Genomic DNA, 12,781 nt, shown 5'->3' with positions numbered 1-12,781 from the left:
GCGGTCGCCGCCGGCCCCGCGACCCCGGCGGCGACCGCAGCCGCCACGGACACCGCCAGCAGCCGCACCCGGCGCCCCGGACGGAAGACGAGGAGCCCCGCGATGGCCAGCGCCATGACCGCCGCGACCGCCGGCCAGAGCCAGGTGTTCCAGCCGGAGGCGCGGCGCAGCAGCACGATCGCCCAGACCCCGGTGACGCCGAGGGCGAGGGGCAGCACCCACACCCACCGCCGGTCGGCCCGGAAGGCACGCAGCAGCATGACGCCGCCGCCCCCGCACAGCGCCGCGATGCCCGGCGCGAGGGCGGTCGTGTAGTACGGATGCATGGTGCCCTCGGCCATGGCGAAGGTCAGGTAGTGCAGGACCGTCCAGCCGCCCCAGAGCACCAGCGCGGCGCGCGTGAGGTCGGTGCGGGGCGCCCGGCCGCACAGCACCAGGCCGGCGACCAGCGCGATGCCCGCGAAGGGGAGCAGCCAGGAGATCTGGCCGCCGAGGACGTCGTTGAACATCCGTCCGATGCCCGCCGCGCCCGAGAAGCCGCCCCCGCCGCCTCCACCGCCGCCCCCGCCCATGTTGCCGTCGCCGCCGAAGATCCGGCCGAGCCCGTTGTAGCCCGTGATCAGGTCCCAGGCGGTGCCGTCCGTGGAGCCGCCGATGTACGGCCGCTCGGAGGCCGGCACCAGGGACACCGCCGCCGCCCACCAGAAACTGGCGACGCTGAGGGTGACGCCGGCGAGCGCCAGGTTCCTGGTCCGCTTCGCCCAGCCGAGGTCCGTGGCGTACACGTACACGACGAGAACGGCGGGCAGCGCGATGTAGCCCTGGAGCATCTTCGTGTTGAACGCGAGCCCGAAACAGGCCGCGGCGCCCAGCAGGGGCGGCAGCCGCCCGTCGCGGACGGCGCGCAGGCCGAGGGCCGCCCCGCCCACCATCAGGAACACCAGCAGCGTGTCGGGGTTGTTGTCCCGGTTGATGGCCACCGTGATCGGGGTCAGCGCCAGCACCAGTGCGGCGACCGCCGCCGCGCCGTGGCCCCACACCCGCTTGACGGAGACGTGCAGGATCCAGATCGTCGCCAGCGCGGCCACGATCAGCGGCAGCATCATCTGCCAGGTCCCGTATCCGAGGAGGCGGCACGACAGGCCCATGACCATCAGGGCGAAGGGCGGCTTGTCGACGGTCAGGAAGTTCCCCGCGTCCAGTGAGCCGAAGAACCACGCCTTCCAGCTCTCGGTGCCGCTGAGTACGGCGGCGCTGTAGAAGCTGTTCAGCCCGGCCCCGGACAGGTTCCAGGAGTACAGCCCCGCCGCCAGGGCGAGGATCGCCAGCAGGGCCGGCAGCGACCATCGGGGGGTGCTGGGCGTGCTGGGCGTGCTGGGCGCGGGGGACGGCGGGGGCGGCCCGGCGGCCGCGTGCGGTTGAGCGGTGGCAGATGTCACCACGCCACCGTGGCGACGGCCGATGGGCGCCGGCTGTGCTGTGACTGGGGGCAGGCTGTGAATCTCGTGCGGGGGGATCAATCAGAGGTGGTCCACGGGGCGAGCAGGTCGCGCAGCAGCTCTGCGAAGGCCCCGTCCAGGGTGTCCTCCCACTCCTGGTCGCCGACCGCCTCGGGGCAGAGGGCGGCCGGGCGGGCGATCCACAGGATCTTCCAGGGCCTGGAGCGCAGCGCGGCGTCTCCGCACACCCCGCCGTGCGGGACGAGGGGGTGCAGCAGATCGCTGATGCGTTCCGTCACCACCTGTGCCAGGGGTCCGTCGGTCGCTGTGTGCGCGCGGAGGATCGTCGCATGGGAGGAGCGGGCGACGGCCGCCGTCGTCGGGTGGCGTCGGACGACGCGGACGACCTCCGTCAGATGCTCGGCGATTCCCCGCACCGTGCCGTCACTGGGGTGGGTGCGGTCGGCAACGACGAATGCCTGCGCGAGTTCGACCGTCAGTGCGCGCAGATGGAGCGCGGACGGGGTTTTCCAGTTCGAGTAGAGGAAGTTGCGCGAGATTCCGCAAGCGCGGGCGATGGTGGTCATCGACACGTCCAGGCCATCGGTGCGCATGAGTGTGCGCACCGTGCTGATGACGTGCCCAGTGCTGAGAGGGTCGCGGTCGTGCCAGGGGGCCGGGCTCATGGCCCTATGGTCGGGAAAAGCGTGAGCAGTCGGGGGGTTTCTGTCCTTTGGACGCTCGGATGAGCGAGTGGATGACAGATCGGGGTGGAGTGTTCACGCTTTTGAAGTAGAGGCAGCTTCCCGGAGGGCGGTGATGAACGACGCCCGGCCGACCGCCGAGAAGACCAACGCCGGCCCGTCCGGCACCTTCGAATCCCGCACGGGTGTCCCGACGGGATGACCGTCCGCCACTTCCAGGCAACTGCCGCCCTGGGCCGGCTCCGAGGGCAGACCCTCATCGAGACCACCCAACTGATCAGCTCCGCTTCGTCCTGAACCGGATGTGTGAGCCGTCGTCACCCCAGCTGACTGGGCAGGTCCTCCTTGAGCGCGGCGATTTGAGCGCGATGGCCGGCGTTGAACTCCGCCAGTCCCCAGGTGCCCAGGTTGTCCGTGAGGGCACCCTCCTTCGCCGGCACCACGGCAGGTATCGCGCGGAACACCTCGCCCACCGCCGTCGCGTGCCGGCCTTTCTGGACAGCGGTCACCAGAACTCCGAACGGGTCCAGCCTCAGGGCTTGAATCCGCTGGTTCGGGCTGTCCTTGTCCTGGAACTCGTCCTGAACGGTCGGCTTGGGGCTGCCGGGAACCGCGAGGAACTTCAGCACCCGCAGCGTCGCGTACAGTCGCCCGGCCAGCCTCTGGCCACTTTCCCTCTGCTCTGGCATGGCTCATTACTTGCCATCGGAACGCCCCCGCATCCCATCCTTCGTAAAGAGGCCAACTTCCGGCCACCCCTGCGCCCTAGCGTGACGGCCATGCGCCCGAGAACCCTTCGCACCGCCCTCGCCACCCTCACGTCCGGTCTCGCGGCGGCCGCCTGTCTGACCGCCGCCGGGCCGGCCGCCGCACACGAGAGGCCGCCGAGGCACGCCTGCTCGCCCGCCGTCTCCCTCACCGGTTTCTCCGACGCCCTGGACAAGGGCACCTACGGCGACACCTACGTGGGCAACCTCTCCGCCCTCGCCCGTGATCACCGTGGTTCCGTCGCCGCTCTCTCCGACCGGTCCGCCCTGTTCCGGCTGGACGCGCGGACCCTGAAGCCGCTGGGCGTGACCCCGCTCGCCGACGAGCGCGGCGCGGCCCTCGACGCCGAAGGCCTGGTCGTCTCGCGCGACGGCACGTACCTCGTCTCCTCCGAGACCGAGCCGTCCGTCCGCCGCTACTCCCGCACGGGCGAGATCCTCGGCCGGCTCCCCGTGCCGGACGCCCTGCGCACCGCCCCCGCAGGCCGCGCCCGGGCGAACGGCAGCTTCGAGGGGCTGACGCTCCTCCCCGGCGGCCGGACCCTGATCGCCTCCATGGAGTACCCGCTCGTCGGCGACCCCGCCGGCCTGGTCCGTTTCCAGACCTGGCAGCGGACAGGCCGCGGCGACTTCCGGGCCGGCGCGCAGTACACCTACCGCACCGACACCGGCCTCGGCGTCTCCGAGACCACCGCGACCCCGGACGGGCGTCTCCTCGTACTGGAACGCGGCTTCACCTCCGGCGTTGGCAACACGGTCCGTCTCTACCTGGCCGACCGGCGCGGCGGCACGCTCGGCAAGACGCTCCTCGCCGACCTCGCCGACTGCCCCTCCCTCGGTGCCACCGCCAAGCAGCCCCAGCCCAACCCGCTCCTCGACAACTTCGAGGGCATGGCCGTCACCGGCCGGGGCAAGGGCCTCCTGGACGTCCTCCTCGTCAGCGACGACAACCAGAACGACGTACAGACCACCCGCTTCCTCCGGCTCCGGGTCCGCGCCTGAATCCCCGCGACGGGATGAAATCCCCGCTCGCCCGTGTTGGTGCCTTCCGGTAGATCAGGTGAGCAGGACGACCGACCGGAGGGCACGGCGTGGACGCGCAACGGGGATGGGCACGACGACTGGCGGCTTACGCCTGGCGCTATCCCAAGGACGTCGTCCTCGCCCTCGGTGCCTCGCTGGGCGGGATGGCCGTCATGGCCCTGGTCCCGCTGATCACCAAGGTGATCATCGACGACGTGATCGGGGACAAGAGCAGGGACATGGCCGTCTGGGCCGGTCTGCTGATCGGCGCCGCGGTCGTCGTCTACGTCCTCACCTACATCCGCCGCTACTACGGCGGCCGGCTCGCCCTCGACGTCCAGCACGACCTGCGCACCGACATGTTCGGGACGATCACCCGGCTCGACGGGCGGCGGCAGGACGAGCTGTCCACGGGGCAGGTCGTCGGGCGGGCGACCAGTGACCTCCAGCTGATCCAGAGCCTGCTGTTCATGCTCCCGATGACCATCGGGAACGTCCTGCTCTTCCTGATCTCCCTGGTCATCATGGCGTGGCTCTCCCTGCCGCTCACGCTGGTCGCACTCGCCGTCGCCCCCGCGCTGTGGTTCATCGCCCGCCGCAGCCGCACCCGCCTGCACCCCGCCACCTGGTACGCCCAGGCCCAGGCCGCCGCCGTCGCCGGCGTGGTCGACGGGTCGGTGAGCGGCGTACGCGTGGTGAAGGGCTTCGGCCAGGAGGACCAGGAGACCGGAAAGCTCAGGGAGGTCGGGCGCAGGCTCTTCGCCGGGCGGCTGCGGACGATCCGGCTGAACGCCACCTACACCCCCGCGCTCCAGGCCGTCCCCGCCCTCGGCCAGGTCGCCATGCTCGCCCTCGGCGGCTGGCTGGCCGTACGCGGGAACATCACGCTCGGCACCTTCGTCGCCTTCTCCACCTACCTCGCCCAGCTCGTCGGCCCGGTCCGGATGCTCGCGATGGTCCTCACCGTCGGCCAGCAGGCCCGCGCCGGCACCGAACGCGTGCTGGAGCTGGTCGACACCGAACCCGCGATCGAGGACGGAACGAAGGACCTGCCCGCCGACGCGCCCGCGACCGTCGAGTTCGACGACGTCGCCTTCGGCTACGGCTCGGCCTCGGGGAAGAGCCGCCCCGTCCTCGACGGTCTCTCCTTCGAGATCCGCTCCGGCGAGACCCTCGCCGTCGTCGGTTCCTCCGGCTCCGGGAAGTCCACGGTCTCCCTGCTCCTGCCGCGCTTCTACGACGTGACGCGCGGCGCCGTCCTCATCGGCGGCCACGACGTGCGCGAGCTGACCCTCGACTCGCTGCGGGCCGCGATCGGGCTCGTGCCCGAGGACTCCTTCCTCTTCTCGGACACCGTGCGCGCCAACATCGCGTACGGCCGCCCGGACGCCACCGACGAGGAGATCGAGGCCGCGGCCCGGGCCGCGCAGGCCCACCGGTTCATCAGCGAGCTGCCCGACGGCTACGACACCACCGTCGGCGAGCACGGCCTGACCCTCTCCGGCGGCCAGCGCCAGCGGGTGGCCCTCGCCCGCGCGATCCTCACCGATCCCCGGCTGCTGGTCCTCGACGACGCCACGTCCGCCGTGGACGCCCGCGTCGAGCACGAGATCCACGAGGCGCTGAAGGAGGTCATGCGGGGCCGCACCACGCTCCTCATCGCCCACCGCCGCTCCACCCTCGGCCTCGCCGACCGCATCGCCGTCCTCGACCGCGGCCGTCTCGCCGACCTCGGCACCCACGAGGAGCTCCAGGAGCGATCCGCCCTCTACCGGCGCCTGCTGACCGACCCCGACGAGCTGGGCGGGGTGTCGCCGGGACACGCCCGGCCCGCCGCACCCGCCGAGGACACCTCCGTACGGGACGAGCTGGACGCCGAGTACGACGCCGAGCGCGGGGTCACGCCACGGCTGTGGACCGGCGACCGCGCGCCGAAGGACGCCGCCCTCGCCGGCACCCCGGCCACCCCGGAGCTGCTCGCCCAGGTCGACGCGCTGCCCCCGGCCGACGGGACACCGGACGTGGACGAGGCGCGGGCCGTGGAACCGGAGGAGTCGTACGGCCTGCGCCGCCTGCTGCGGGGCTTCCGCGCGCCGCTGCTGATCAGCCTCGCCCTGGTCGCCGCGGACGCCGGCATGGGCCTGCTGCTGCCGGTGCTGATCCGGCACGGCATCGACGACGGCGTCACGCAGGCCGCCCTCGGCGCGGTCTGGGCGGCCTCGCTGCTGGGTCTGCTGGCGGTGCTCGCCCAGTGGACGGCGCAGACCGGTGAGATCCGCATGACCGGCCGGACGGGGGAGCGGATCCTGTACTCGCTCCGGCTGAAGATCTTCGCGCAGCTCCAGCGGCTCGGCCTCGACTACTACGAGCGCGAGCTGACCGGCCGGATCATGACGCGGATGACGACGGACGTGGACGCGCTGTCGACGTTCCTGCAGACGGGGCTCGTCACCGCCTTCGTCTCGGTCGTCACCTTCTTCGGCATCCTGGTCGCCCTGCTGGTGATCGACGTGCAGCTCGCGTTCGTCGTCTTCGCGACCCTGCCGCCGCTGATCATCGCCACCTACTTCTTCCGCAGGGCCAGCGTGAAGGCGTACGAACTGGCCCGGGAGCGGGTCTCCACGGTCAACGCCGACCTCCAGGAGTCGGTGGCCGGGCTGCGGATCGTGCAGGCCTTCCGGCGTGAGCACGACGGCGGGCGGCGGTTCGCCGAGCGCAGCGACAGCTACCGGCAGGCCCGCATCCGGGGGCAGTGGCTCATCTCGATCTACTTCCCGTTCGTGCAGCTGCTGGCCTCCGGGGCGGCCGCGGCCGTGCTGATCGTCGGCGGCGGGCGGATCGACGAGGCGACGCTGACGACCGGCGCGCTGGTGGCCTACCTGCTCTACATCGACCTGTTCTTCGCGCCCGTCCAGCAGCTCTCCCAGGTCTTCGACGGCTACCAGCAGGCGTCCGTCTCCCTCGGCCGCATCCAGGAACTGCTGCGCGAGCCGACCTCCACCCGGGCCGCCGAGAAGCCGTCCGGCGTCACGTCCCTGCGCGGCGAGATCGCCTTCGAGGACGTGCACTTCGCGTACGGCGGTGCCGATGAGGCGGAAGCGGCCCTCACCGGCGTCGACCTGCGCATTCCGGCCGGGCAGACCGTCGCCTTCGTCGGTGAGACCGGCGCGGGCAAGTCGACGCTGGTCAAGCTGGTGGCCCGGTTCTACGACCCGACGGGCGGGCGGGTGACCGTCGACGGGCAGGACCTGCGCGACCTCGACCTCACCGCCTACCGGCACCGGCTGGGCGTCGTCCCGCAGGAGGCGTACCTCTTCCCGGGAACCGTCCGGGACGCCATCGCCTACGGCCGCCCGGACGCCACCGACGCCCAGGTGGAGGCGGCGGCGCGGGCGGTCGGTGCCCACGAGATGATCGCCACGCTGGAGGGCGGTTACCTCCACGAGGTCGCCGAACGGGGACGCAACCTCTCCGCCGGGCAGCGGCAGCTGATCGCGCTGGCCCGCGCCGAGCTGGTGGACCCCGACGTACTGCTCCTCGACGAGGCGACGGCGGCCCTGGACCTGGCCACCGAGGCCCAGGTCAACCAGGCCACCGACCGCATCGCGGGCCGCCGTACGACGCTGGTCGTCGCACACCGGCTGACCACGGCCGCCCGCGCGGACCGCGTCGTCGTCATGGACGACGGGCGGGTCGCCGAGGACGGTACGCACGACGAACTGCTGGCGCTCGACGGACGGTACGCGCGACTGTGGCGGAGCTTCGTCGGGGCGGCCGAACCGGAGGAGCCGGTCGGCGCGCTGCGGTGACACTCGCGCAACCATTCGACACACGGCGTGCGTCCGTACAGCCGTACGTCGGTGCCGCCGTACGGCGGAGGCGGAGAGGGAGGGGACCGCTGTGGGCAAGGGTGGTGCTGGAACACGCCGGCGGCTGGCGCTCGGCACGGCCGTGCTGACGGCGGCCGGGCTGCTCGCCGTCGCGGTGCCGCAGGACGCGCAGGCCGCCGCGGCGTGCCCGGGCCGCAAGGTCCGCACGCTGCCGTTCTCCACGGGGTCCGTCCTGGTCTACAAGCGCGGCGGCTACGTCTGTGCCGTCACCGTCCCCAAGAAGCCCGGCACCAAGCGGCAGATGTCCGTCAGCGTGCAGGCGCGCGGCGGCCGGCCGGTCGTGGACTCGGGGCGGTTCGCCTACCGGGCGGGGCCGGTGACCGTACACGCCGGGAAGCGCTGCGTGTGGGTGAGGGGCAAGGTGTCCCGGGGCTCGGTCAGCTCCGGCTGGATCCTCTGCTGAGCCGGCTCCCGGCAGCCAATCCTCGATCTCCCCTGGTGTGCGGGTGACTTGCTCCGATAGCTTCCGGCGCACATCTGTTTCACAGGGAGGGTGCATGCGCAAGGCGCTCAGATGGCTGCTGGCGCTCGTGGTGCTCATAGGCACCGTCAGCACGGCGGGCGCGGCCACCGCCGCCGAGCCGAAGGCCGTCGACATCAAGGACCGGCTGCTGTCCATACCGGGCATGAGCCTGATCGAGGAGAAGCCGTACACCGGATACCGCTTCTTCGTCCTCAACTACACCCAGCCGGTCGACCACCGGCGCCCGTCCAAGGGCACGTTCCAGCAGCGGATCACCGTGCTGCACAAGGACGTGAACCGCCCGATGGTCTTCTACACCGGCGGCTACAGCGTCTCCACGAACCCCAGCCGCCGCGAGCCGACCCAGATCGTGGACGGCAACCAGGTCTCCATGGAGTACCGCTACTTCACGCCGTCCCGGCCCGAGCCGGCCGACTGGTCCAAGCTCGACATCTGGCAGGCGGCCAGCGACCAGCACCGCATCTTCAAGGCACTCAAGCCGCTCTACTCCGAGAACTGGCTCTCCACCGGCGGCTCCAAGGGCGGCATGACCGCCACCTACTACGAGCGCTTCTACCCGCGCGACATGGACGGTGTCGTCGCCTACGTCGCCCCCAACGACGTGGTGAACCGCGAGGACAGGGCCTACGACCGCTTCTTCGCCCGCGTCGGCACCGAGGAGTGCCGCGACCGGCTGAACGGCGTGCAGCGCGAGGCGCTGGTGCGCCGGGCACCGCTCAAGGAGAAGTACGAGGCGTACGCCGCCGAGAACGGCTACACCTTCGACACCATCGGCAGCCTGGACCGCGCGTACGAGGCGGTCGTCCTCGACTACGTGTGGGGCTTCTGGCAGTACAGCACCCTGAAGGACTGCGCCGACATCCCGGCCGACGCGAGGAACGCGACAGACGACGAGATCTGGAACTCCGTCGACACGATCTCCGGCTTCTCCTTCTACACGGACCAGGGCCTCGCCCCGTACACGCCGTACTACTACCAGGCGGGCACGCAGCTGGGCGCGCCGACGATCCACTTCCCGCACATCGAGAAGAAGTACATCCGCTACGGCTACCAGCCGCCGCGCAACTTCGTGCCCCGGTCGATCCCGATGAGGTTCGAGCCGTGGGTGATGCGGGACGTCGACCGCTGGGTGCGGCACAACGCCGACCAGATGCTCTTCGTGTACGGCGAGAACGACCCGTGGGGAGCCGAGCCCTTCCGTCTCGGGCGCGGCGCGGACGACTCCTACGTCCTCACCGCGCCCGGCATGAACCACGGCGCCAACGTCGCCGGCCTGGTGCCCGAGGAGAAGGCCCTCGCCACGGCCCGCATCCTCGACTGGGCGGGCGTCGCCTCCGCCGAGGTCCGGGAGAACCCGTCGGCGGCGGAGCCGCTGGCGACGTTCGACGCCAAACTGGACAAGCGGGACGTGCAGCGCGAACCGGCGCTGCGCCCCTAGGACGGTGACCGCGCCCGGCCGCCGCTGAGACGCTCCGATGTACGGGCGCTCACAGTGGCCGGGCGCAGCCCACCGGCCGTTCGCCGCCGAGGCGTACGTAGAGGCCGGTCGAGGCCGGGCAGTCCGTCCGGACGGCGACCGCCTCGACCACCTTGAACTGAGGTTTCCTCCTGCCCTTGCCGTCGCACGCGGTCTCGCGCACCTTGCCGTCCCCGGCGTCGTAGACGCAGTCGCCGACGATGGTGCGCGGGCCGCCCCCGCCGCCCGGATCGCCGGGGTGCGGCGGCTGGAGCCCCCGCATACAGGCGTAGCCCCGTGACACGGCCCCGTCGCCGTCCTCGTCGGCCGAGGGGCGCTGCTCGCTGATGTGCAGGACGAAGTCGGTGGTGGCGGGGCACGGAGGCCCGTCGCCCGCACGGCCGTCCTCCCGGGCCACGACCCGCGCCGCCGCCCGCTCGCTGTCGCACGGCACCTCGGTGAACGAGACCGTCCCGAACGAACTGCACTCGTCGATCGCGAGGAAGACCGCCCCGTACCCGGAGGGCCGTACGACGGCCGGTGCCGAGTCCGGAACGGTCCCCCCGCCGAGCCGCCCGGCCCCGCTCGCGTCCTCGCCGCCGCTCTCCCCGCCCGTCAGGCCGGACGGGCTCTGGCAGCCCGTCAGCAGCACGGCGCACCACACCGCCAGGGCGCAGAGCGCCCCCGCAGCCCATTTCCCACGCATCGCCATCCCCCCGGATCCCCGGTCCAGCGTGACCCGCCGCAGCGGGCGCACGCCAGACGCGCGGGGTGCTTTGCGCACGGCGGCCGGGGGCGCCCCCGGCGCGTGGCGTAGGCCGTGCTACGTCCTACGAGCGGTAGGACAGCCCGTGCCCGAGGGGGTAAAGCACCTTGGTCGGATCGTCCGCCCGCACCACCGGCACCGGCAGCCTGCCGCGCGGCCGTACCCGCCCCGCGATCACCCGGGCCGCCGCCCGTACCTCGACGTCGGTCCAGGAGTAGGACGCGAGGCAGGCGCGGACGTCCGGGAGGCGGGCCACGTCGTACGGGTTGCGGATGGCGACCGCGACGACCGGCTTCCCCGTCTCCAGCAGCCGTGCGACCAGCGTGCGCTGGCTACTGGCCGCGGTGACGTTGTACGTGGCGACCACCACCGCGTCGGCGTCCCCGGCCGCCGCGACCGCGCGGTCGATGACGGCGGCGGAGGGCGCGGTGCCCGTGGACAGGGCGGTGGCCGTGAAGCCCAGCTCCGTCAGCTCACCCGCGAGGACGCCGGTGGGCGGCCCGGTGGTGCCCGAGGGGGAGGCGGGGTCGGCGCCCACGACGAGCACCTTCGGGTGCTCCCTGCGCGACAGGGGCAGCAGCCGCCCCTCGTTGACGAGCAGTGTGGTGGTCCGCTCGGCGATCCGGTCGGCCGCGGCCAGATGCCCCCGGGTGCCGACGGTGCGGTCGACGTCCCGCCGGCTGGTGTAGGCGTCCCGGAACAGTCCCAGCTTCGCCTTCAGCCGAAGCACCCGCAGGATCGATTCGTCGAGCCGCGCCTCGGTGAGTTCACCGTCGCGTACCGCCGTCAGGACCGCGTTCCAGGCGAGGTCCAGGTGCGGCGGGTTGAGCAGCTGGTCGACGCCGGCCTTCAGCGCCAGCACCGGCACCCGTTCGTCGCCGTACTTGGTCCGTACGCCCTCCATGCCGAGGGAGTCGGTGACCACGACCCCGTCGTAGCCCAGCTCCTCGCGCAGGATGCCGGTGAGGATGGGGCGGGAGAGGGTGGCCGGGTCGCCGGAGTCGTCGAGCGCCGGGACCACGAGGTGGGCGGTCATGATCGCGTCGATGCCGGCGTCGATCGCCGCGCGGAAGGGCGGGGCGTCCAGCTCCGCCCACTGCTCGCGGCTGTGCGTGATCACCGGGAGGCCGGTGTGGCTGTCGGTGGCGGTGTCGCCGTGCCCGGGGAAGTGCTTGGCGCAGGCGGCGACGCCGGAACGCTGATATCCCGTCACCTCGGCGGCCACCAGCTCCGCCACCGCCCGCGGATCGGCGCCGAAGGACCGCACGCCGATCACGGGGTTGGCGGGGTTGACGTTCACGTCGGCGACGGGTGAGTAGTCCTGGCGGATGCCCATCGCGTGCAGTTCGGCGCCCGCGATCCGGCCGAGGGTACGGGCGGCGGAGCGCGATCCGCCGGCGCCGACGGCCATCGCGCCCGGGAAGAGGGTCGCCGGCTCGCCCACGCGGGCCACTATCCCGTACTCCTGGTCGGTGGAGACGAGTACCGGGAGGCCGCGCGGCAGTTCCAGGGACGCCTTCTGGATGCCGTTGGACAGGTCGGCGATCTGGTGCGGGTCGCGGGTGTTGTGCGCCCAGGCGAAGTAGATGACGCCGCCGACCCGGTACTTGGCGACCAGTTCGGCCGCGGTGCGGACGCCGATCTCCTTGAGGTTGGCGTCGATGTCGGCCTGGTCGGGGTCGGTGGCGGAGTGGCCGTAGACCCGCATGACGAAGAGCTGGCCGACCTTCTCCTCCAGCGTCATGCGGGAGATGAGCGCCCGGAGCTCGTCGTCGTCGGGTCTGCGCGCGTCGGCGTACGCGGTGCCGCCGCCGGCCGCCAGGGTCGCGGTGACGACCGCGGTCGCGGTGAGGACGGTACGTCTTGAGGGGTGTGCGGTGCTTCCCGTGCCGGCCGTGCTGCTGTGGTGCACGTGCGCTCCTTCCGGAGTGATCCGCTGGGGAATCGCTGGAGAGGTGCTGAAGGAAACTTCCAAGGAGTCACCAATATCCGGGAAGTTTCTGCCAGTCAAGGGAGCGCACAGGAGTCACCCGAAGCCGCGGTGAGCGAGCCGGAGGGGGCCGCCGTCGGCGCCAGGGAGGGGCGCGCCGACGGCGGCGTGCTGCCGGGTGCGGTACGGCGGAGAGGGTGGTCGGCGATCGCAGCCGGCAGCGAGGCCGACACCGCACCGCGTGGACTCGTCCGGCAGCGTGCGGATTGGACGACACGGACCGGGGAGGGGTTCCCGGCCGGGCCGGTCTTCCCAAGTCGGT

General features: G+C 72.2%; 10 protein-coding genes. 4 read left to right on the top strand and 6 right to left on the bottom strand.

The window, feature by feature from the left end; genetic code table 11:
* The 4 genes from EBH09_RS12955 to EBH09_RS12940 form a co-directional block, all read right to left on the bottom strand.
* Positions 1-1,439: glycosyltransferase family 39 protein (locus EBH09_RS12955; RefSeq protein ID WP_121747377.1), on the bottom strand; the 1,439-nt coding region annotated here is incomplete at its 3' end.
* 77 nt (positions 1,440-1,516) lie between these two features.
* Positions 1,517-2,125, bottom strand: coding sequence for a hypothetical protein (locus tag EBH09_RS12950; RefSeq protein ID WP_121747101.1), 609 nt, complete (start codon positions 2,123-2,125; stop codon positions 1,517-1,519).
* Between the two features lie 93 nt (positions 2,126-2,218).
* Positions 2,219-2,464 (bottom strand): DUF397 domain-containing protein, encoded by a 246-nt coding sequence (locus EBH09_RS12945; RefSeq protein ID WP_121747100.1) that lies wholly within the window; start codon positions 2,462-2,464, stop codon positions 2,219-2,221.
* On the bottom strand, positions 2,461-2,832 hold the full coding sequence (locus tag EBH09_RS12940) for a hypothetical protein (protein ID WP_121747099.1): 372 nt from the start codon (positions 2,830-2,832) through the stop codon (positions 2,461-2,463). Before EBH09_RS12940 ends, EBH09_RS12945 begins: the two co-directional genes overlap by 4 nt.
* 90 nt (positions 2,833-2,922) lie before the next feature.
* Here EBH09_RS12940 and EBH09_RS12935 point away from each other — a divergent pair, with 90 nt between their 5' ends.
* From EBH09_RS12935 to EBH09_RS12920, 4 genes are all read left to right on the top strand, one after another.
* The gene (locus EBH09_RS12935) at positions 2,923-3,912 is read left to right on the top strand and encodes an esterase-like activity of phytase family protein (RefSeq protein ID WP_121747098.1); all 990 of its coding nucleotides are present in this window, start codon (positions 2,923-2,925) and stop codon (positions 3,910-3,912) included.
* Between the two features lie 89 nt (positions 3,913-4,001).
* The gene (locus EBH09_RS12930; RefSeq protein ID WP_121747097.1) at positions 4,002-7,742 is read left to right on the top strand and encodes an ABC transporter ATP-binding protein; all 3,741 of its coding nucleotides are present in this window, start codon (positions 4,002-4,004) and stop codon (positions 7,740-7,742) included.
* Between the two features lie 91 nt (positions 7,743-7,833).
* Positions 7,834-8,226 carry a hypothetical protein gene (locus tag EBH09_RS12925; RefSeq protein WP_121747096.1) on the top strand — a complete coding sequence of 131 codons (393 nt, stop codon included), beginning with the start codon at positions 7,834-7,836 and terminating at the stop codon, positions 8,224-8,226.
* Positions 8,227-8,320: 94 nt separating this feature from the next.
* Positions 8,321-9,745: a S28 family serine protease gene (locus tag EBH09_RS12920; RefSeq protein ID WP_121747095.1), complete on the top strand. Its 1,425-nt coding sequence runs from the start codon at positions 8,321-8,323 to the stop codon at positions 9,743-9,745.
* Positions 9,746-9,794: 49 nt separating this feature from the next.
* Here the strand turns inward: EBH09_RS12920 and EBH09_RS12915 are convergent, their stop codons facing one another.
* Positions 9,795-10,469: a hypothetical protein gene (locus EBH09_RS12915; RefSeq protein ID WP_121747376.1), complete on the bottom strand. Its 675-nt coding sequence runs from the start codon at positions 10,467-10,469 to the stop codon at positions 9,795-9,797.
* A 124-nt stretch (positions 10,470-10,593) separates the two neighbouring features.
* On the bottom strand, positions 10,594-12,441 hold the full coding sequence (locus EBH09_RS12910) for a glycoside hydrolase family 3 protein (RefSeq protein ID WP_121747094.1): 1,848 nt from the start codon (positions 12,439-12,441) through the stop codon (positions 10,594-10,596).
* Positions 12,442-12,781: the final 340 nt, after the last annotated feature.

The organism is Streptomyces sp. E2N166 (assembly GCF_003671715.1).
Lineage (GTDB): Bacteria > Actinomycetota > Actinomycetes > Streptomycetales > Streptomycetaceae > Streptomyces > Streptomyces thinghirensis.
The sequence above is the reverse complement of the archived record's forward strand: the minus strand, read 5'-3'. Positions and strand labels throughout refer to the sequence as shown.